Annotated in this window: 18 protein-coding genes and 1 pseudogene; 6 read left to right on the top strand and 13 right to left on the bottom strand. The window is 72.2% G+C overall.

What is annotated here, in order from left to right; all coding sequences use genetic code 11:
- Positions 1 to 28 precede the first annotated feature (28 nt).
- The 3 genes from WA788_RS30300 to WA788_RS30290 all read left to right on the top strand — a co-directional run bounded on the left by WA788_RS30300 (position 29) and on the right by WA788_RS30290 (position 4,012).
- Positions 29 to 1,897, top strand: coding sequence for a glycoside hydrolase family 13 protein (locus WA788_RS30300; RefSeq protein WP_443034118.1), 1,869 nt, complete (start codon positions 29 to 31; stop codon positions 1,895 to 1,897).
- Positions 1,898 to 1,931: 34 nt separating this feature from the next.
- A complete protein-coding gene (locus WA788_RS30295; protein ID WP_335982738.1) occupies positions 1,932 to 2,972 on the top strand; it encodes a LacI family DNA-binding transcriptional regulator in 1,041 nt (346 codons plus the stop codon).
- Positions 2,973 to 3,058: 86 nt separating this feature from the next.
- Positions 3,059 to 4,012: a phosphatase PAP2 family protein gene (locus WA788_RS30290; RefSeq protein ID WP_335982736.1), complete on the top strand. Its 954-nt coding sequence runs from the start codon at positions 3,059 to 3,061 to the stop codon at positions 4,010 to 4,012.
- A gap of 31 nt (positions 4,013 to 4,043) precedes the next feature.
- Here the strand turns inward: WA788_RS30290 and WA788_RS30285 are convergent, their stop codons facing one another.
- The gene (locus WA788_RS30285; RefSeq protein WP_335982734.1) at positions 4,044 to 7,085 is read right to left on the bottom strand and encodes a bifunctional [glutamine synthetase] adenylyltransferase/[glutamine synthetase]-adenylyl-L-tyrosine phosphorylase; all 3,042 of its coding nucleotides are present in this window, start codon (positions 7,083 to 7,085) and stop codon (positions 4,044 to 4,046) included.
- An 80-nt stretch (positions 7,086 to 7,165) separates the two neighbouring features.
- Positions 7,166 to 7,930 carry a histone deacetylase gene (locus WA788_RS30280; RefSeq protein ID WP_335982731.1) on the bottom strand — a complete coding sequence of 255 codons (765 nt, stop codon included), beginning with the start codon at positions 7,928 to 7,930 and terminating at the stop codon, positions 7,166 to 7,168.
- 124 nt (positions 7,931 to 8,054) lie between these two features.
- On the opposite strand from WA788_RS30280, the gene WA788_RS30275 reads away from it, so the two are divergent.
- Entirely contained in the window at positions 8,055 to 8,492 is a 438-nt protein-coding gene (locus WA788_RS30275) for an Asp23/Gls24 family envelope stress response protein (RefSeq protein WP_335982729.1), read from the top strand.
- Between the two features lie 115 nt (positions 8,493 to 8,607).
- Here the strand turns inward: WA788_RS30275 and WA788_RS36135 are convergent.
- Positions 8,608 to 8,694 (bottom strand): annotated as a pseudogene (locus WA788_RS36135) (glutamine synthetase); the annotation flags it as partial.
- Positions 8,695 to 8,821: 127 nt separating this feature from the next.
- Entirely contained in the window at positions 8,822 to 9,952 is a 1,131-nt protein-coding gene (locus WA788_RS30265; protein ID WP_335982722.1) for a hypothetical protein, read from the bottom strand.
- 248 nt (positions 9,953 to 10,200) lie between these two features.
- On the opposite strand from WA788_RS30265, the gene WA788_RS30260 reads away from it, so the two are divergent.
- Complete coding sequence (locus WA788_RS30260; RefSeq protein WP_335982720.1) at positions 10,201 to 10,668, top strand: GntR family transcriptional regulator; 468 nt, start codon at positions 10,201 to 10,203, stop codon at positions 10,666 to 10,668.
- On the top strand, positions 10,665 to 11,234 hold the full coding sequence (locus tag WA788_RS30255) for an HD domain-containing protein (protein ID WP_335982717.1): 570 nt from the start codon (positions 10,665 to 10,667) through the stop codon (positions 11,232 to 11,234). The genes WA788_RS30260 and WA788_RS30255 overlap by 4 nt, the downstream gene beginning before the upstream one ends.
- Here WA788_RS30255 and WA788_RS30250 read toward each other — a convergent pair.
- The 9 genes from WA788_RS30250 to WA788_RS30210 form a co-directional block, all read right to left on the bottom strand.
- The gene (locus tag WA788_RS30250) at positions 11,222 to 11,695 is read right to left on the bottom strand and encodes an NUDIX domain-containing protein (RefSeq protein WP_335982713.1); all 474 of its coding nucleotides are present in this window, start codon (positions 11,693 to 11,695) and stop codon (positions 11,222 to 11,224) included. The two genes, WA788_RS30255 and WA788_RS30250, sit on opposite strands and share 13 nt — an antisense overlap.
- A gap of 223 nt (positions 11,696 to 11,918) precedes the next feature.
- Positions 11,919 to 13,280, bottom strand: coding sequence for a type I glutamate--ammonia ligase (glnA, locus tag WA788_RS30245; RefSeq protein ID WP_335982711.1), 1,362 nt, complete (start codon positions 13,278 to 13,280; stop codon positions 11,919 to 11,921).
- 164 nt (positions 13,281 to 13,444) lie between these two features.
- Positions 13,445 to 14,209, bottom strand: coding sequence for a hypothetical protein (locus tag WA788_RS30240; protein ID WP_335982708.1), 765 nt, complete (start codon positions 14,207 to 14,209; stop codon positions 13,445 to 13,447).
- 116 nt (positions 14,210 to 14,325) lie between these two features.
- Entirely contained in the window at positions 14,326 to 15,045 is a 720-nt protein-coding gene (locus tag WA788_RS30235; RefSeq protein ID WP_443034117.1) for a hypothetical protein, read from the bottom strand.
- An 11-nt stretch (positions 15,046 to 15,056) separates the two neighbouring features.
- Positions 15,057 to 15,746, bottom strand: a complete 690-nt coding sequence (locus WA788_RS30230) for a hypothetical protein (protein ID WP_335982705.1) — start codon at positions 15,744 to 15,746, stop codon at positions 15,057 to 15,059.
- Between the two features lie 17 nt (positions 15,747 to 15,763).
- A complete protein-coding gene (locus WA788_RS30225; RefSeq protein ID WP_335982703.1) occupies positions 15,764 to 16,423 on the bottom strand; it encodes a hypothetical protein in 660 nt (219 codons plus the stop codon).
- Positions 16,423 to 17,715, bottom strand: coding sequence for an MlaD family protein (locus tag WA788_RS30220; RefSeq protein WP_335982700.1), 1,293 nt, complete (start codon positions 17,713 to 17,715; stop codon positions 16,423 to 16,425). Before WA788_RS30220 ends, WA788_RS30225 begins: the two co-directional genes overlap by 1 nt.
- Complete coding sequence (locus WA788_RS30215) at positions 17,715 to 18,920, bottom strand: MCE family protein (protein ID WP_443034116.1); 1,206 nt, start codon at positions 18,918 to 18,920, stop codon at positions 17,715 to 17,717. Before WA788_RS30215 ends, WA788_RS30220 begins: the two co-directional genes overlap by 1 nt.
- Positions 18,917 to 20,122 (bottom strand): MCE family protein, encoded by a 1,206-nt coding sequence (locus WA788_RS30210; RefSeq protein ID WP_443034120.1) that lies wholly within the window; start codon positions 20,120 to 20,122, stop codon positions 18,917 to 18,919. The genes WA788_RS30215 and WA788_RS30210 overlap by 4 nt, the downstream gene beginning before the upstream one ends.
- Positions 20,123 to 20,126 lie beyond the last annotated feature (4 nt).

The following is a 20,126-nucleotide window of genomic DNA, read 5'->3' as shown; positions in this document are numbered from 1 at the left end:
GTCGTTCCCCCGAACCCAAAGGGAATCAATGAGCCAGCACCTCACCGACGCGCCCAGCACCGCCGCCGCGACCGACGCCGACGCCGGACGCAGAGACTGGTGGCGCGACGCGGTGATCTACCAGGTCTACCCGCGCAGCTTCGCCGACGGCAACGGCGACGGCATGGGCGACCTGCCCGGCATCACCGCCCGGCTGCCCTACCTGCGGGACCTCGGCGTCGACGCGGTGTGGCTGTCGCCGTTCTACGCCTCCCCGCAGGCCGACGCCGGCTACGACGTCGCCGACTACCGCGCGGTCGACCCGATGTTCGGCACCCTCACCGACGCCGACGACCTGGTGCGCGCCGCGCACGCGCTGGACCTGCGGGTCATCGTGGACGTGGTGCCCAACCACTGCTCCGACCAGCACGAGTGGTTCCGGCAGGCGCTGCGCGAGGGCCCCGGCTCGGCGGCCCGCGACCGCTTCCACTTCCGCCCCGGCAAGGGCGAGCACGGCGAACTGCCGCCCAACGACTGGGAGTCCATCTTCGGCGGTCCCGCCTGGACCCGGGTCACCGAGCCGGACGGCACCCCCGGCGAGTGGTACCTGCACCTGTTCGCCCCCGAGCAGCCGGACTTCAACTGGAACCACCGCGCGGTGCACGACGAGTTCCGCTCGGTGCTGCGGTTCTGGCTGGACCTGGGCATCGACGGCTTCCGGATCGACGTCGCCCACGGCCTGGTGAAGGCCGACGGCCTGCCGGACATCGGCCACGGCGGGCAGGTCGCGCTGCTGGGCACCGCCGCGATGCCGTACTTCGACCAGGACGGCGTGCACGACATCTACCGGGACTGGCGCCGCATCCTCGACGAGTACGGGCCAGTGGGCGAGGCCGGCGGTCAGGAGCGGATCGCGGTCGCCGAGGCGTGGACGCCGACGATCGAGCGCGCGGCGCGCTACCTGCGCCCCGACGAACTGCACCAGGCGTTCAACTTCGAGTACCTGACCGCCGGTTGGGGCGCGGACGCGCTGCGCGAGGTGATCGACCGGTCGCTGGAGGCGATGGGCGCGGTCGGCGCGCCCGCGACCTGGGTGCTGTCCAACCACGACGTGACCCGGCACGCCACCCGGCTCGGCAACCTCCCGCCGCTCGCCGCCGGGCAGGCGCCGCCGGCGCCGCCGACCCAGCTGCGCACCCCCGGCGACCGGGAGCTGGGCCTGCGCCGGGCCCGCGCGGCCACGCTGCTGATGCTGGCGCTGCCCGGCTCGGCCTACCTCTACCAGGGCGAGGAGTTGGGGCTGCCGGACGTCACGGACCTGCCGGACGAGGTGCGCCAGGACCCGTCGTTCTTCCGCGCGGCCGGGCAGGACGGCTTCCGCGACGGCTGCCGGGTGCCGATCCCGTGGTCCGGCGACACGGCGCCCTACGGCTTCGGCCCGGTCGCCGGCGGGCCGAGCTGGCTGCCGCAGCCGCCGGAGTGGGCGGGGCTGAGCGTCGAGGCGCAGACCGGCGACCCCGACTCCACGCTGGAGCTGTACCGCTCGGCGCTGGCGGTGCGCCGCGCGCACCCGGCGCTCGGCGCCGGCACCGAGGTGACCTGGCTCGACGCGCCCGAGGGGGTGCTCGCCTTCCGGCGCGACGCACCCGGCGGCGCGTTCGTCTGCACGGTGAACCCGACGGCGTCGCCGGTACGGCTGCCGCGCCCGGGCCGGCTGCTGCTGTCCAGCGACGGCCCGGCGGCGGACGCGGAAGCACCGGCGGCCGCGGACGCGGCGGGGGCCGAGTCGGAGACGGCCTCGACGGCGGCGGCCGAGGACGCGCAGCTCACAGGCGCCACGCAGGTTACCGACGGGTCGGTTCCGGCGGGCGGCTTCGTCACGCTCCCCGCCGACACGGCAATTTGGTGGGCGATCTGACATGGCGGTGTTCCGCCCCGTAGCATCCGGTGCTGTGACCGCGCGGCTCGCAGACATCGCAGCCCAGGCGGGGGTCAGTGAGGCGACGGTCAGCCGGGTGCTCAACGGCAAGCCAGGTGTTTCCGCGGCCACCCGCGAATCCGTGCTGGCCGCACTGGACCTGCTCGGCTACGAGCGACCGGTCCGGTTGCGGCAGCGCAGCGCCGGCCTGGTCGGGCTGATCACCCCGGAGTTGGGGAACCCGATCTTCCCGGCGATGGCGCAGGTCATCGGCCAGGCGCTGACCCGGCAGGGCTACACCCCGGTGCTGGCCACCCAGACGCCGGGCGGCTCCACCGAGGACGAACTGGTGGAGATGCTCGTCGAACGCGGCGTGGCCGGCATCATCTTCGCCTCGGGCCTGCACGCCGACTCCACCGCCGACACCGAGCGGTACGCCCGGCTCCAGGGCCAGGGCGTGCCGTTCGTCCTGATCAACGGCTACTCCGACAAGATCGACGCGCCGTCGGTGTCGGTGGACGACCGAGCAGCGGTGGGGCTGGCCGTCACCCACCTCGCCGCGCTCGGACACCGCAGGATCGGGCTGGCCGTCGGGCAGAAGCGGTTCGTGCCGGTGCAGCGGAAGATCGAGGGCTTCCTCGCGGCCATGGGCGAGGTGCTGGGGCTGTCGCACGACGACGCCGAGGCGCTGGTGCAGCACTCGCTGTACACGCTGGAGGGCGGGCAGGCGGCGGCCGGCGCGCTGATAGCCGCCGGCTGCACGGCAATCGTCTGCGCCTCGGACATGATGGCGCTCGGCGCGATCCGCGCGGCCCGGCAGCTCGGGCACGCGGTGCCGGGCGACATCTCGGTGGTCGGCTTCGACGACTCCCCGCTGATCGCCTTCACCGACCCGCCGCTGACGACGATCAGGCAGCCGGTCCCCGCCATGTGCCAGGCGGCGGTCAACGCGCTGCTGGAGGAGATCGGCGACAACCCGCCCCCGCACAGCGAGTTCGTCTTCATGCCCGAGCTGGTGGTCCGCGGTTCGACCGCCGCCGGTCCGGCCGACCGCGGGGCGCCGTCGGCCGGCTGACGGCCGGGCCGGACACCGACACGCGATGTCCGGTTCAGCGGGCCTGGCACCTGTTTGACCGGGCCGGTCTGGCAGACTGGTGTCCCATGGGGGAACCGACCGCCGACACCGCCAAGTCGCCGAAGGCCCGCCGTGCCGACCACGTCGACACCGCCGGGGCCGGCGCCGCCGGAGCGGACCGCGCAGGCACCGCACGTACCGGGCAGGGCGCTTCGGGACCGGACGCTTCCGGGCCGGATTCTTCCGGGCCCGACACGGGCGGCGCCTCCCGGGCCCCCGGACCCGGCTGGTCGCCCGGCGCGCTGCTGACCCGGCTGCGCACCCCGCGCCGGCCCCGGCTCTGGTTCGAACTGGTGCTGATCGGTGTCAGCTACTGGCTCTACTCGCTGATCCGCAACGCGGTGCCCGCCCAGCGCGCCACCGCGCTGCGCCACGCCCACGGCGTGTGGGGATTCGAGCGCCATCTCGGCCTGGGCGTCGAGCACAGCGTCAACCACGCGCTGGACTCGGTGACATGGCTGATCGTGGGGATGAACTACTACTACGCCTCCCTGCACTTCGTCATCACCATCGGTGTGCTGGTGTGGCTGTACGTCGCCCATCCCGACCGCTACGCGCCGCCCCGGCTGGTGCTGTTCGCGACCACCTGGCTGGCGCTGATCGGCTTCTGGGCCTATCCGCTGGCCCCGCCGCGGCTGCTGCCGGGCGGCGGCTTCATCGACACGGTGGCCGTGCACGACACCTGGGGCTCGCTCTCCCAGGGCAGCCTGGCCCACGTGTCGAACCAGTACGCCGCCATGCCGTCGATGCACATCGGCTGGTCGCTGTGGTGCGGCGTGACCGTCTTCACGCTGGCCCGGCGCAGGTGGGTGCGGGTGGTGGCGCTGCTGTACCCGGTGTTCACCCTCACCGTCATCATCGCCACCGGCAACCACTTCTGGCTGGACGCGGTCGGCGGCGTGGTCTGCCTCGGCGCCGGCTACGGGCTGGTGTGGCTGCTGTACGGGCGGTGGGTGTACCGGCCGGCGCCCACCTCGTAGGCCGGCGGCACGCTCCTGGTGGACCAGCGCCTCACGCCTCGTAGAACAGCCGGTCCACCACCGCGCGGGCCCGGCGGGTGCGGCGGCGGTACTCCTCCAGCATGTCGCCGACGTGCCCGACCGGGTAGCCGAGGTAGCGGGCCACCGCGGCCAGTTCGCGACCGTCGCCGGGGAAGGTGTCGCCGGGGCGGCCGCGGACCAGCATCACCGCGTTGCGCACCCGGGTGGCCAGCACCCACGCCTCGTCCAGGATGCGGGCGTCCTCCGCGCCGATCAGGTCCTCGGCGCACGCGGCGGCCAGCGCGGACCGGGTGCCGGTGGTGCGCAGCGACGGCAGCCGCGCGCCGTGCTGGAGCTGGAGCAGCTGTACGGTCCACTCCACGTCGGACAGCCCGCCGCGGCCGAGCTTGGCGTGGGTGGTGCGGTCGGCGCCGCGCGGTATCCGCTCGCCCTCCATCCGCGCCTTGAGCCGGCGGATCTCCCGCACCGCCTCGTCGTCGAGGCCGTCGGCGGGGTAGCGCAGCGGGTCGATCAGGGCGATGAACCGCTCGCCCAGCTCCGCGTCCCCGGCGACCGGCAGGGCCCGCAGCAGTGCCTGGCTCTCCCACCCCAGCGACCAGCGCCGGTAGTACGCCTCGTAGGAGGCGAGGCTGCGCGACAGCGGCCCGGACTTGCCCTCCGGGCGCAGGTCGGCGTCGATCAGCAGCGGCGGGTCGGCGGTGGGGATCTGGAGCAGGCGGCGCAGTTCGTTGGCGACGGCGAGCGCGGCGCGGTTGGCGTCGGTGCTGTCGGCGCCCTCGCGGGGTTCGTGCACGAACAGCACGTCGGCGTCGGAGCCGTAGCTGAGTTCGCGGCCGCCGAAGCGGCCCATGCCGATCACCGCGACGCGGGTGGGCAGCGGGTGGGCGTCGCCGCCGGTGACGGCGTTGACCGCGGCGCGCAGCGCGCCCGCGACGGTGGCCGAGGTGAGCCCGTACACGGCGGTGCCGACCCGGTCGACGAGGACGGCCGGGTCGAGCGGGCCGTCGGACTCCTCGTCGTCGCCGTAGGTGTCGATGAGGTCGCCGGCCGCGGTGCGGAACAGCTCGCGGCGGCGGACGCCGCGGACGGCGGCGATGGCCTGCTCGGGGGTCTCGGCGCGGCCGACGGCGGCCAGCACCTCCTGTTCCAGGGCCTGGTGGTCGCGGGGGGCCAGGCCGTCGCGGGAGCCGAGCAGCGCGACGGCCTCGGGGGCGCGCATCAGCAGGTCGGGGGTGAGCCGGCCGGAGGACAGCACCCGGGCCAGCCGCTGGGCGGCGGCGCCCTCGTCGCGCAGCAGCCGCAGGTACCACGGGGTCTTGCCGAGCGCGTCGGAGACCTTGCGGAAGCCGAGCAGTCCGGCGTCGGGGTCGGCGGAGTCCGCGAACCAGCCGAGCAGCACCGGCAGCAGGGTGCGCTGGATGGCGGCCTTGCGGCTGACCCCGCTGGCCAGGGCCTCCAGGTGGCGCATGGCCGCGACCGGGTCGGCGTAACCGAGGGCCAGCAGCCGGGTCCTGGCCGCTTCGGTGCTCAACCGGGTCTCTTCGCGGTCGAGTTGGGCGACGGCGTCCAGCAGCGGGCGGTAGAAGAGCTTCTCGTGCAGCCGCCGCACCTCGCGGGCGTGCCGCTTCCACTCCCGGTCCAGGGACTGCACGGGTTCGACCCGGAAGCCCAGGCCCCGCCCGAGCCGGCGCAGTCCGGCCTCGTCGTCGGGCACCAGGTGGGTGCGGCGCATCTTCTGGAGCTGGATGCGGTGTTCCATCAGCCGCAGGAAGCGGTAGGCGGCGTCCAGGGAGGCGGCGTCGGCGCGGCCGACGTAGCCGCCGGCGGCGAGCTCGGCCAGCGCGGTCAGGGTGGTGGGGCTGCGCAGGCTCGCGTCGGTGCGGCCGTGCACGAGTTGCAGCAGCTGCACCGCGAACTCCACGTCGCGCAGGCCGCCGGGCCCGAGTTTCAGCTCCCGTTCGACCTGTGCGGCCGGGATGGTGTCGACCACCCGGCGGCGCATCTCCTGCACGTCGGTGACGAAGTTGTCGCGTTCGGCGGCCTGCCAGACCATCGGGCGGATCGCGTCGACGTAGGCGGCGCCGAGCGCGGCGTCCCCGGCGACCGGGCGGGCCTTCAGCAGTGCCTGGAACTCCCAGGTCTTGGCCCACCGCCGGTAGTAGGCGAGGTGGCTGCTGAGGGTGCGCACCAGCGGGCCGTTCTTGCCCTCCGGGCGCAGGTTCGGGTCCACCGGCCAGATGGTGCCCTCGGCGGTGGTGTCGGAGCAGACGCCCATCATGCGCACCGCGAGCCGGGTCGCGGACCGCAGCGCCGCGGTGTCGCTGCCCCCGCCACCACCCCCGCCCTCTCCGTCGCCGTCTGCGGTGGCCGCGGCCGCCTCGGCCGGTTCGGCGACGAAGATGACGTCCACGTCGGAGACGTAGTTCAGCTCGTGGCCGCCGCACTTGCCCATCCCGATCACCGCGAGCCGGCAGGCCGCCGCGTCCTGCGGCAGTTCGGCGGCGGCGATCGCCAGGGCGGCGCGCAGCGTGGCGGTGGCGAGGTCGGCGAGTTCGGCCGCGGTGCGCACCAGGTCGTTGGTGCCGCACACGTCCCTGGCCGCTATGCCGAGCAGGCACCGCCGGTAGGCCGCGCGCAGCGCGTCGGCGGTGCGGGCGGCGGCGAGCAGCTCCTCGAACTCCTCGACGCCCGGGTGCAGATCGCGCGCCTCGTACGTCACCAGGGCGTGCCAGTCCGCGGGGTGGCGGGCGAGGTGGTCGCAGAGCGCCTCGGAGGCGCCCATCACGCCCAGCAGGCGGTCGCGCAGGGGCTTGGCGCTGGTCACGGTGTCCAGCAAGGTGTGGCGCTCGCCCGGGTCGAGCGCCTCGGCGAGCCGGACCAGGCCGAGCAGCGCCTGGTCGGGGTCGGCGGTGGCGCCGAGCGCTTCGAGGAGCACCGGATCGCCGCGGACGCCCGCGAGGGCGTCGTCCTGCAGCAGCCGCTCGGCGGCCGCGGCATCGGTGAACCCGTGCCGCAGCAGACGGGAGAACGTACTGCTGCGTCGACCCTGCATCGGCCCTCCCGGGGTCACCGCGGTTCGCCGCGCTGCGGCACATGACGGGCGGCCGACCTGCGCCGGCCGCCGTGACGAGCCTAGCCGTCCGGCCGGTCCGCGGCGCCCGGCGGGGCCTGCGGTCCGGCCGCGCCGGGCGTACGGGTCGGGGTGCCGGGCGTACGGGGCCACGGCGTACGGTCCGGTGCGGCCTGTGTACGGTCGGGGCCGGCCGGCGTACGGTCCGGGCCGCCCGGCACCAGCGCGCCGTCCCGTACGGTCCAGTGCCCGGCCGCGCCCGGGCGCCCCGCGAGGTAGTGCGCGATGTCCGCGTCCCGCCAGCCGCCCGCCTCGCGCAGGCCCGCCGCGAGGTGGTCGAGGTAGGCCGCCGACGGCACCGTCCAGGGCACCTCGGCCATCGCCCAGGGCGCGGTGAACGTCAGCAGCGGTACGCCGTCCAGCGAGCCGGCCCGCACCAGCGTCTCGTAGCGGCCCGGGCCCAGCCGGTCGCGGCCGGTGGCCAGCACCCGCGTCAGGTCCAGGTCGCGGCCGGGCGCGGCGTACATCTCCTGCGCGGCGATGTCCGAGAACTGGCCGACCGTGACCAGGTGCGCGCGGGCCAGCACGCGGCCGGGCGCGGCCGGGTCGTAGAAGGCGCGGCCGCCGCCCCACACCGGGGAGTGCGTGGCGAAGTACATCGTGCCGGGCAGTTCCCACGGCACCGACCGGGCCGGGGGCGTGGTGTCCCGGCACCCCGGGTACTCCCGCGCGCCGCCGGCCGGGCGGCCGCCGGCCAGGTACCGGTGCAGCCGCGCCAGGTGCGTGTTGGAGCCGTAGGAGACGTACCAGACCGTGCGGGCGCCCATCCCCCCAGTGTGGCGCGGGTGGGGCGCTACTGCATCGGAGTGGCACGGGTGCCGGGGCGGGTTCACAGTGGTAGGAGAGCCCGCGTTTCGCCGGCGGGCAGTCGAGAGAGAAGGGGCTTGCCCCATGACAACCGCGGAGAACTCTGCCAAGACCGGTCCCGGCCGCCACAAGGAGACCGCCGGGCGGACCACGATCGCCGACTCGGTGGTGGCCACGATCGCCGGGATCGCCACCCGGGAGGTCGAAGGGGTCCACGCGATGGGCGGCGGCGCCACCCGCGCGGTGGGGGCGGTCCGCGACCGGGTCGCCCGCTCCGACGCGCATACCCGCGGCGTCAAGGTCGAGGTCGGCGAGGAACAGGCCGCGATCGACCTCGATGTCGTCGTCCTCTACGGCACCCATATCGCCGAGACCGCCTCCGACATCCGGGGCAGCGTCACCAGCGCCGTCGAGCTCATGACGGGCCTGGAGGTCGTCGAGGTCAACGTCAACGTCCGCGACGTGCACGTACCCGGTGAGGAGTCCGACGAGGAGGAGGAGTCCCCCGGGCGCGTCCGCTGACCCCTCCGCCCCGGCAGGCGGCAGCCAAGCGGTCCTCGCCGAACCGCGGTGGACCCGGCGGACGATCCCGCCGGGCCCACCGCACGTGCCCGCCGACGCCCCGGAGAACCCGCGCTTACAGGTTCGGGAGGTTCTTGCGGAGCTCGAAGGCGGTGACCTCGGAGCGGTACTCCTCCCACTCCTGCTTCTTGTTGCGCAGGAACTGACGCCCCGCCCTGCCCACCTCCCGAACGACGACCGCACTGCCGCCCGACATGCGGCGGAGCGGTCGTCGTTGGTCGTTGCCGGTCACCCTTGGGCGACGGCTGACGGCCCAGGGACGGCCCGGATCATCCCCTGCCGGGGTCGGGCGTCATCGAGACGCGGCCCAGGGCGCGAGCTAGCAGCGCATCGTCTTGCGGACCAACCCACTGGATTACTTCGACCGGACGATCAGAGTCATTATTTTCTCTCGAATTAAACTCCCGGGCGGATTGGGCGAGCGGAATATTGGTGACAACCAGCAATCCGCCAAAAATTGAGCGCGACCGGACCTGGGATACCACCCTTTCCACATCCGAAGCGGTGAATTTTCCCCGAGTCCTGTACTTGGTTTCAATTAGCGCCAACCGCCCCCCGTGGTCTATGGCAGAAAAATCGGGTGGATAGTCCCTAAAATGCGCCACAACTTCGCTCGAAATCTTCCATAGTGCAGAATTAACGGCAGCCTCGTAGCTCCTTGCCATTACTTCCGGGGAACGTGATAGCGCAATTGTATCGACGACCTGCCGCGCCGAACGTACGTAAGACCTTGCACCGTCGACCGTCAGTAGCAGATCACCTCCGTGCACGACCCGGTTCCGCAGTTCTCGCAGGTCGTGGGCCGAACGGATTACCGCCGGAGGCACGAATCCTTGTCGTTCTACCCATTGGAGGGCATCCGCAATATTTCGCGACCCCTCCGCGAATCCATCCGACTGGGCATGGCGCAAGGCAGATTCGACCTCGCGCCATGCGCCTAGTACAGCGCCCGTCGGGTCACTACTGGCTAGATTCTCTAGTGCAGAGAACGCTACGGGATCGGACCGAATTCTTTGGTATGAATAGCTGGCGCCGCTACTTGGAGGAGGAGGCGTCTCGTCGTTCTCGCCATCCGAATCGAAAGATCGAGTAGGCTCCCCTGAATTATCTTCTCCATCGAGGCCATGAGGGCGCTCCTGGTTCAAGTCTGCAAGATCTGAAATACCCTGCTCCGAGCCGCCAGATCCGAGATCTGCAATCAACGCACTTTGCTCTTCGGCCGCCTCTCTACCCACGGCTTCGGCCAATCGTTGAAATGTGGCAGATCCGACCGGTGTTTGAAGGGACTCGATGCGCGTAAATAGAGCGGCAATCTGCCGCTTGAAGACGAATCCAAGCAGCAGAACAACGATAGGCCAGACAAGCGCCTTAACATATCCCAGGGCCAGTTCCCATGACATAGGTGAGAGTGTTCCATAACCTCTACCATGCCGTCCGGCCTTAAACGAGATCCGTCGGCCTTCAGGTAACGGTGCACTGTCGTGCTCTGCTCGCTTGCCCTTTACCCAGGGTGACGGGTCCCATGCTCACCGACGTCCTCCGCCGCGCCCGAGGCCGACTCACGCAAGTCGACTCGCGTGAGCCACTATTGACGCAGCGACGTTGCAGGGGACTTGCCACGCGCCTGACGACTCAGTGAGGAGACCGTGTGCCCGACCAGTCCAGCCCACGGGGCACGTTCCTGGCGATCGCCGGACAGCTCCGGGAACAGATCATGAACAACGAACTGCCGGACAGACTCCCATCCCATGCCGCCATCGTGCAGGAGTACGGCGTCTCCCGTGGGGTGGCCATCCGTGCCCTTGACGTTCTCAAAGACGAGGGGTTGATCGCTTCGGTGCCTGGCGGCCGATGGCGGGTTGTACGCGACCGCGAGCGAGACGATGTTCGACCGCTTACAGAGCGAATCACGGCCCTGATCGTCGAGAAGGGGTTGCAGATTGGCGACAGTGTCCCCAGCACCGCCGCGCTCTGCGAGCTGTTCGATGTGTCGCGGCCGACCGTGCGGCGGGCGCTGGACAAGTTGGAGGCGCAGGGGTTGTTGAGTGCGGGCAGTCAAGGGAAGGTTCGGACTGCGCTTGCTCTGCCGGGCCAGGAAGGGACTGCGAAGCCTTGAGCGATGGTGGACTGACGGCGTGGGCGTATCCGCTCGCTGAGTCGTTGCTCGCCGACGCACTGCCGCGGCGGTGGGCGCACGTGCAGGGGGTTGCCGCGCGGGCGCGGAGCCTCGCGCCGATCCTGGGCGAGGATGCGGAGCTCCTGGAAGCCGCCGCCGTGCTGCACGACATCGGGTACGCACCGGACTTGGTGAAGTCCGGGCTTCACCCGCTGGACGGGGCCCGGTACCTGCGGGAGGTGGCGCGGGCCGACGAACGGGTCGTGCGGCTGGTGGCGCACCATTCGTGTGCGTGGATGGAGGCCGAGGCGCGCGGGCTGGGCGCCGAGCTGGACGCGTTTCCGCACGTGGCGTCAGAGTTGGACGACGCGCTGTGCTACTGCGACATGAACACCACGCCGGACGGCACGCCGACGAACCCCATTGACCGGATCAACGAGATCACGGGCCGGTACGGGCCGGACAGCCTGATCGGCACGTTCATCCGCCGCGCCGAACCGGAGATCCTAGCCAGCACCGCCCGCGTGCTCGATCAGGTCGCCGCGGTGAAGCGTCAGCCGATGTAGGTACCGGGGCGAGACCGGTCAAGGGCGTGGTCGATGCGCAGCCGCATCGTGGGGTGCACGTCGTAGTTCTGCAGGTCGGCCACGGGCACCCAGCGCACTTGTACGGTCTCGCTGCTCGTACGCAGCTCGCCACCGACCGGCCGGGCGCGGAAGCACAAGCTGAACTGCTGCCGTGCCTCGCCATCGTCGTACAACATGATGTGCCCGGGGTCGGTGTAGACGCCGGACAGGTCGGTGACCTCGACTTCGAGACCGGTCTCCTCGCGCACTTCCCGGCGTACGGTGTCGCCGATCGACTCCCCCAGGTCGTGGCCGCCACCCGGCAGGGCCCAACGGCCGTTGTCCGAGCGCTGGATGAGCAGCACGTCGCCGGCGTCGTTCTGGACCAGGGCGACCGCGCCGGGGTACACCGAGTTGGCCGGCGGGGCGGCGGGGTCGTGCAGGAAGTCGGTGCGTCCCATGGTTCATGGCTCCCGTGATGTCGTGCTCGGTCACTTCGAGGGCGGCGGCCCACGTCTGATCAGGGACGCACGCGTGACGCCGTGGACGGCATGTACCGGGCCGCCGCTGCCGCGCCCGACGGCCCACAGACGGCCCAGGAGGGGTGAGGCGGCCCCGTCCGGCCGGTGGGGGCGCCACCGGCCGGACCTCCCGGGTGGCCCGGGAACACCCTCTGAGCTGCGCTTACAGGTTCGGGAGGTTCTTGCGGAGCTCGAAGGCGGTGACCTCCGAGCGGTACTCCTCCCACTCCTGCTTCTTGTTGCGCAGGAAGAAGTCGAAGACGTGCTCGCCGAGGGTCTCGGCGACGAGTTCGCTGCGCTCCATCAGGGAGATGGCCTCGCCGAGGTTCTGGGGGAGCGGTTCGATGCCGAGGGCGCGGCGCTCGGAGTCGCTGAGGGCCCACACGTCGTCGTCGGCGCCGGCGGGCAGTTCGTAGCCCTCCTGGATGCCCTTCATGCCCGCGGCGAGCAGGACGGCGTAGGACAGGTAGGGGTTGGCGCCGGCGTCCAGCGAGCGGACCTCGACCCGGGTGGAGCCGGTCTTCCCGGGCTTGTACATGGGCACCCGGATGAGCGCGGAGCGGTTGTTGTGGCCCCAGCAGATGTACGAGGGAGCCTCGCCGCCGGCGCCCGCGGTGCGCTGGGAGCCGCCCCAGATCCGCTTGTAGGAGTTGACCCACTGGTTGGTGACCGCGGCGGTCTCCGCGGCGTGCCGCAGCAGGCCCGCGATGAAGGACCGGCCCACCTTGGAGAGCTGGAACTCCGCACCGGACTCGTAGAAGGCGTTGCGGTCGCCCTCGAAGAGCGAGAGGTGGGTGTGCATGCCGGAGCCGGGGTACTCCGAGAACGGCTTGGGCATGAAGGTGGCGTGCACGCCCTGCTCCAGGGCGACCTGCTTCATCACCAGCCGGAAGGTCATCACGTTGTCCGCGGTGGACAGCGCGTCGGCGTAGCGCAGGTCGATCTCCTGCTGGCCGGGGGCGCCTTCGTGGTGCGAGAACTCCACCGAGATGCCCATCGACTCCAGCATCGTGATGGCCTGGCGGCGGAAGTCCATGCCGACGTTCTGCGGGGTGTGGTCGAAGTAGCCGGAGTTGTCCGCGGGCGTCGGCCGGGTGCCGTCCAGCGGGCGCTCCTTGAGCAGGAAGAACTCGATCTCGGGGTGGGTGTAGAAGGTGAAGCCGAGGTCGGAGGTCTTGGCCAGCACGCGCTTGAGGACGTAGCGCGGGTCGGCGTACGACGGGGAGCCGTCGGGCATCAGGATGTCGCAGAACATCCGGGCGGTGCCGGGTGCCTCAGCGCGCCAGGGCAGGATCTGGAAGGTGCTCGGGTCCGGCTTGGCGATCATGTCGGACTCGTACACCCGGGCGAAGCCCTCGATCGCGGAGCCGTCGAAGCCCATGCCCTCGTCGAACGCCTGCTCCAGTTCGGCGGGCGCGACGGCGACCGACTTCAGGTAGCCGAGCACGTCGGTGAACCACAGCCGTACGAAGCGGATGTCCCGCTCCTCCAGGGTGCGGAGAACGAACTCCTGCTGCTTGTCCATATGCTTCCATCCTCGCCGCTCAGCACCGCTCCCCCGCCGTCGCCATACCGGGGGATCAGGAGCATTGCACCACACCGTTTCGCACGCGTTGCGCGCGCCGCTCCTCCATGGTGCACCCCGGGCGAGGCGGGCGCCGCACCCTGTCCGGGCGGCGGCCCGGCCGCTCAGCCGAAGGTGTCGATGGCGGAGATCTTCCAGCTGCCCGCCTGGCGCACCGCGTCGACCGCGAGCATGGCGGCGGAGTAGGCGCTTCCGGCGTTCGCGCCCTTGGCGGTGGAGGTGTTGGACTGGTCGGCGTAGACCAGCACGCGGGCCCGGTCGCCGCTGATCATCTCCACGCCGGTGGCGGTGACCGTGGTGGTCAGCACCAGCTTCTGCTTGGGGGCGGCCGCCTTCACCTGCGCGATCATCGTGGCGTACTGCTGGACGGCCTTGCCGGTGAGCACCTTCTTCGCGGCGGCGTCGGTGCGGGCGGTGTTGCTGTAGTCGTAGGAGAAGACCGAGTTCACGTCCTGGGCGATCTGGCCCTTGACCTCGGCGGTGCGGGCGTTGTCGGTGAGCGCGGTGTTGGCGGTGGCCGCGTCGTCGTGCAGCGCGGACGCCTTGCCGGCCGCCCAGGCCGCGAAACCGCCGAGCAGCACCGTCAGTGCCGCCAGCAGCGCGACGGCGAGCGGGAAGCGGCCGGGCCGCCGCGCGAGGCGGGTCCGGGACGGCCCGACGGCGTCACCGCCGCCGTCCGCTTCCGGGTCCGTGTCCTCGTCCACCGCGGGTAGGGCGGCCGGTTCCGGCGCGGCGGGAGCCGCCGGGTCGGCGGGAGGGTCGGCGGCGGGACCGGCCGTACGGTCGGGGGCCGGCCGTACGACGGTGCGCGCGCCCACCGCGGCGAGTCTGCGCTGCCGGTTGATGAGGTGGCGGGTGGTGGTCGACATGGGCTGCGGTCCTCTCGCGTACGAACGTACGGCGTGCGGCATACGGCGGTGCTGCGGTGCGGGCGGGGCGGGCGGGGCGGCTGTGCGGGGGCGCGGGCGGCGCGCCGGTGCGGGGGTCAGTGGCCGGCGGTCGTCGTGGGGGTGGCGGTGGCGGTCGCGGGGGCGGTGTCCGTCGAGGTGGCCGCGCTGTCGCCCAGCGGCGCGTCGCCGAGCGCGCTGAGCTTCCACCCGGCCGCGGTGCGGGTCATCTCGCCGAGCAGCCGGCTCTCCTTCACCGCCGGCTTCGCCTTGGGCGCCTGCACGGTGATCTGGAGCGCGACCATCACGTCCGCCTTCCCCGTACGGTCGTCGAGGTCGGTGACCGCGCCGCTGAGCACCTTCGCGGTGCTGACCGTCTGCGCCTGCTGCACCTGCTTCTCGAAGGCGCTGCGGCCCTGGACGAGTTCGTCGTGCAGGTCGCCGGTGGTGCTCTGCTCCCACACCGCGAGCCCGGCCGCGACATGGGCGTGGTCGAGCGTGTTCAGGTTCTGCACCGCCTGCTCGCCCGCCGCCAGTACGGTGTCCCGGCTGCGCGCGAACGCCGCGTCGTCGTCATGGGCGGCGGAGTACCACGACCAGCCGGTCCACGCCGCCGCGACGGCCGCGGCCGCCACGAGGGCGACCGCCGCGCCGAGGACGGGCCGCCGCCCGGTCGGCGCGGGCCGGGTGTCCTTCGGCGCGGGCGCCGCTTCCTCGTCGGTCTCCGCGGGGGCCTTCGTGGAGACCTCGGCAGGGGCCTCGGCGGCCCGGGGGTCGTCCTTGCGCGGTGGGCGCGAGCCGAAACGCATACGTGGCATCTGCCTCTCCCCTAGCGGGCCTTGAGTGCGGTGATCCGCCAGTGGCCGTTGATCTGCTCGGCGGTGACCGAGAGTTGGGCGGCGGCACTGGTGGCGGTGGAACCCGCGCGCTGCGCGGTCTGGTCGAGGAAGACCAGCAGCCGGGCGCGGTCGCCGGTGAGGCTGACCACACCGGCCCGTACGACCCTGGTGGTGAGGGTGAGTTGCTGGGCGGCGACGTTCTGCTTGATCTGCGCGAACAGCGCCTGGTACTGGGTGGCCGCGGCGCCGGCGAGGACGCTGCGCGCGGCCTGCTCGGTGGCGTCGGTGCCGTCGGGCGTGTACGCGAAGATCTGGCTCAGCGCACTGCTGACGTCGCCGATCGCCTGGTCGGTGGTGGCGGTGTCGGTGAGCGCGCGGTTGCGGGTGGCCGCCGGGTCCTTGAGGTCCTGAGCGGCGTAGAGCAGCCCGCCGGAGCCGAGCAGCAGGGCGGCGACCACCGCTGCCCCAACGATGCGCCGCCACCCGTACGCGCGCGTGCGCCGCAGCAGCCCCCGGAGCCGTCCTCCCGGCACGCCGGCGTCCACGGGCTCGGCTTCGGACTCCGGCGGCTCGGGCTCGGTCGCAGCCGCGGGTTCGGTGTCCGCCCCGGCGTCGGCGTCCGCGTCGGTGTCCGCGTCCGTGTCCGCGAGGACCTGCTCGGTGTTGTCGATGGTCGTCATCTCGTTGTCCCTCGCCCTCAGCTCGCACCGATCGGGACCGCGGTGAGCGCGGCGAGTTTCCAGGTGCCGTCCGTACGGGACAGGTTGGCTTCGAAGCGTTTGCGGTCGGTGGTGGCCGTGCCCGCCGCGGGGGTGAGCCGGACCTGCACGGTGACGATGAGCTGCGCGGTGCCCGCGCGGGTGTCCAGCTCGGTGACGGCCGCGTCCGTGACGGTGCCGCGGGTGGAGGTGGCGGCCGCCTTCATCGTCGCGGTGTCGGACGCGTGGGTGCGGGTGAGCTGGGCGTGCAGCGGGCCGGTGGTCACGCCGAGCCAGTCGTCGAGGTCCCGGGCGACGTGGGCGGCGTCCACGGTGTTGAGCCGGGCGACCCCGCGCGTGCCCGCGGCCAGCGCGGCGTCGCGCGCCTTGCCGTACGACAGCGCGCCGTCGCCGCGGGTGTCGGCGTAGGACCAGGCGGAGTAGCCGGCCAGCAGCAGTGCGACGGTGAGGGCGGCGGCCCAGGCGACCGCGGTGCGCCGGGCCCGCAGCGCCCGGGCGGCGCGTGCGGTACGCCCGCGGGTGGGCGGACGGCTCTCGGGCGCGGGGTCCGGCTCGGCCGCACCATCCGGATCAGGCGGCTCCGCCACATCCTCGGGCTCGGGCTCCGCCGCCTTCGGGCTCTTCGTCGTCCCGCTCATCAGTGGTCCTCCAGTCCGAGCAGGCCCGCCATGGTGGTGGGCCCGGCGGCGGGCAGCGCGGGCAGCGCGAGGGCGCCGGGCAGCGCCGAAGCCGCGGTGGTGGTGGCGGCGCTCACGGTGGTGGTCGCGGAGGTGGTCGTCGGCAGGACGGAGCCGGGCTGCGCCGGGCTCGGCACTCCCCCGCCGCTGGGCGCGTGCGCGGAGCCGCGTACGTCGGTGCCGGAGGAGGCGGGCGCGGTGCAGGTGGCCGCGGTGTTGAAGGCGGTCGTCGGCGGGCTGGTGTCCAGGCCGTTGCGGTAGGTGGTGCTCCCGTACCCGGAGGTGCACGGCAGCGGCGAGAAGAAGGTGACCGCCATGCCGAAGTCGAGCTTGCCGTCCTTGACCGCCGAGGAGCCGGCGGCAGCCACGGCGGGCATCTTCACCAGGAACTCCTGGATGCCGTTCTGCCGGGTGACCGCGACGTCGGAGGTGGTCAGCAGGTTGGCCAGCACCACGCTGAGGTTGGGGCCGACGTCCCGCAGCAGCGCGCTGACCTGGGTCGCGGCGCCGGGGGCGGCGGCGATGAGCCGGCGCAGGTCGGTGTCGGAGTCGTCGAGCTGCTTGGCGAGCTGGTTGGCGCTGGTGGCGAAGTTCCTGATCGCGTCGGACTCGTCGACCTGGGTGTGCAGCACCGTCTGCCCGTCGTCGATCAGCTTGGTGTCGGTGGGCAGGTTCTCGTCGGCGGCGGTCAGGAACTCGCTGCTGGTGTCCAGCAGGGACTGGAGGTTGTCGCCCTGGCCGCTGAAGGCGAGGCCGAGTTCGTCGACGTCGGTGCGCAGGGCGTCCAGCGGCACGGACTTGGTGAGGTCGTTGACGCTGGTGAGCAGGTTGGTGACCGGCGCGGGCACCTTGGTGCTGGCCTGCACGATGGTCGAACCGCCGTGCAGGTAGGGCCCGTTGTCGGTGGCGGGTTGCAGGTCGATGTACTGCTCGCCGACCGCGGACAGGTTGGCGACGACCGCGGTGAGCCGGGCGGGGATGCGGGGGGCGGAGTTGTTGATCCGCAGTTCGGCCCGCACGCCGTCGGCGGTGAGCCGGATCGGGCCGACCCGGCCGACCGACACGCCCCGGTAGGTGACGTCGGAGTGCTCGAACAGGCCGCCGGTCTGCGGGAGTTGGACGTCCACCGTGTAGTAGCCGCGCAGGCCCACGTAGCGGCCGAGGTCGGCGTAGCGGACGCCGACGAAGCCGATCACGAGGACCGCGACGATCAGGAAGGCGAGGTTCTTGGCGAGGGTGGCGCGGGTCAGCATCAGTTGCTCCCCGGGGTGGTGGCCGACGAGGAGGAGGGCGAGGACGGCGGGGACGGCGAGGAGGAAGTGGAGGGCGCGGAGGAGGTGGCCGTCGAGCCGGTCACCGAGGGCAGGGGCAGCGGCAGGTCCTTCGCGGAGGTGCCGGACTTCTTCGCGGAGGAGGTGGCCATCAGGCCGGGGTAGTCGCTGTCGCCCGCCTGGAGTTCGGGGATGAGCTGGGTGCCGGCGCTCGCGGTGAGGTCGAGGTAGACGTTGAGGTAGTCGCCCTTGACGCCGTTGAGCACCTCGTCGGTGAACGGGTAGGTCAGCAGCACCTGGAGGGAGTCGGGCAGGTCGTCGCCGGCGTCGGCGAGCCGCTGGAGGGTGGGGGCCAGCGATCTGAGGTCGGCGACGATGTCGTCCTTGCTCCGGTTGACGGTGTCGGTGGCGACCCCGGAGAGGGTGTCGAGCGAGCGGAGCATGGTGACCAGCGAGCCGCGCTGCTGCTCCAGCACCTTCAGGCCGGGGCTCAGGGAGGTGAGGATGGTGCCGATCTTCTGGTCGCGGGTGGCGAGCGTCGCGGAGAGCTTGTTGACGCTGTCGAGGGCGTCGGTGATGTCCTTCTTGTGGGCGTTCAGGTCGGAGACGAGCGTGTCGACCTGGGTGAGCATGTCGCGCACCGCGGGTTCGTTGCCGCCCAGCGCCTTGTTCAGCTCGGTGCTGATGGTGTGGATCTGCTGGATGCCGCCGCCGTTGAGCACCAGGGAGAGCGCGCCGAAGACCTCTTCGACCTCGGGGTTGCGGTTGGTGTGCGAGGCGGGGATGGTGTCGCCGGACTCCAGCCGCCCGGTGGACGTCTCGGTGCTGGGCGGGGCGGTGAGTTCGATGTACTTCTCGCCGAGCAGGCTGGACTGCTCCAGCTGGGCGTAGGCGTTCGCCGGGAGCTTGACCTTGCCGTTGAGCTGCATCGTCACGACCGCCGACCAACTGCCGTGCGCCAGCGAGATCTTGGTGACGCGGCCCACGGCGACGTCGTTGACCCGCACCGACGCCTGCGGCACCAGGTCCAGCACGTCGGCGAAGCGGGCCTTGACGGTGTAGGGGTGGCTGCCGACGTCGGCGCCGCCGGGCAGCGGCATATTCTGCACGTTGGTGAAGGAGCAGCCGGTCAGGGTGAGGGCGGCGGCGGTGAGCAGGGCGGCGGCGGCCGCGTGGCGTGCGTTCACTTCGCCGCCCCCTTGCCGGCGGAACCGGCGGAACCGGCGGAACCCGATGAACCGGAGGAACCGGCCGTGCCGCCGGTCGTGGTGTCGCTGCCGTAGACGGTGCCGACCGGCGGCAGCGGCAGCGGCACCGCGTCGTCGGCGGCCGTACCGGATGTCGTGCCGGTGGTGCTCGCCGTACCGGTGGTGGTCGTCGTGTTCCGCTTGACCGCGGACGCGCCGGTGTCGGTCGGGTCCACGCTGCCGCCCATGCTCAGCTCGTTGATGTCGGCCCGGCCGTCGAGGGTGCCGGTCGCCGGGTTGTACGTGTTGAGCAGGTTGTCGGCGGCCAGCGGCGCGTCGTCGAGGAGTTCGGCGAGCGAGGCGCGCTGGTCGACGAGGGTCTGGGTGATCGGGGTGAGCTTGTCGATGCTGGCCTTGAGTCGGCTGCGGTTGTCCTGGATGAAGGTCTTCACCGAGCCGAGCGCGGTGGACAGCTGCTGGAGCGCGCCGCCCAGGTCCTCCTTGTCGTCGGCGAGGAAGCCGCTGACCGTGGAGAGCTGGTCGGTGGCGGTCTTCACCTTGCCGTCGTTGTTCTTGAGCATCGTGGTGAAGGACTGGAGGTAGGCGAGGGTCGCGTACAGGTCGCCGCTGTGGCCGTTGAGGGTCTTGGTGGCCTGGCCGAGCTGGTCGATGCTGTCGCCGATGTCCTTGCCGTTGCCCTTGAGGTTCTGCGCCCCGACGTCGAGCAGGTCGGACAGGGCGCCGTCGGTGTTGGCGCCGTCGGGGCCCAGCGCCTTGCTGAGCTGGGTGACGGAGGCGTAGAGCTGGTCGATCTCCACCGGGGTGGTGGTGCGGCTGGCCGGGATGACGCCGTGGTCGGGCAGTTGGGCGCCGCCGGTGTACGCCGGGGTGAGCTGGACGTAACGGTCGGCGACCACGCTGGGCGCGACGACCACGGCCCCGGCCTTGGCGGGCACCTTGATGCCGTGGTCCAGCCGCAGGGTCACCTTCACCTGCTTGCCCTGCGGCTTCACCGACTCCACCGTGCCGACCTTCACCCCGAGGATGCGCAGGTCTGAGCCGGCGTAGACGCCGACGGTGCGGTCGAAGTACGCGGTGACGTGCTTGCCGGACGGCCCGCCGAAGGCGACGAACCCGGCGGTGACGGCCCCGGCGGCGACGATCGCCAGTACGACCAGCACGGACAGGGCGCGCAGCGGCACCCGC

Origin of the sequence: Streptomyces sp. CA2R106 (assembly GCF_037034245.1) — a bacterium.
Classification (GTDB): domain Bacteria; phylum Actinomycetota; class Actinomycetes; order Streptomycetales; family Streptomycetaceae; genus Actinacidiphila.
Note: the sequence above shows the minus strand (reverse complement) of the source record. Positions and strands in the feature narration are given on the sequence as shown.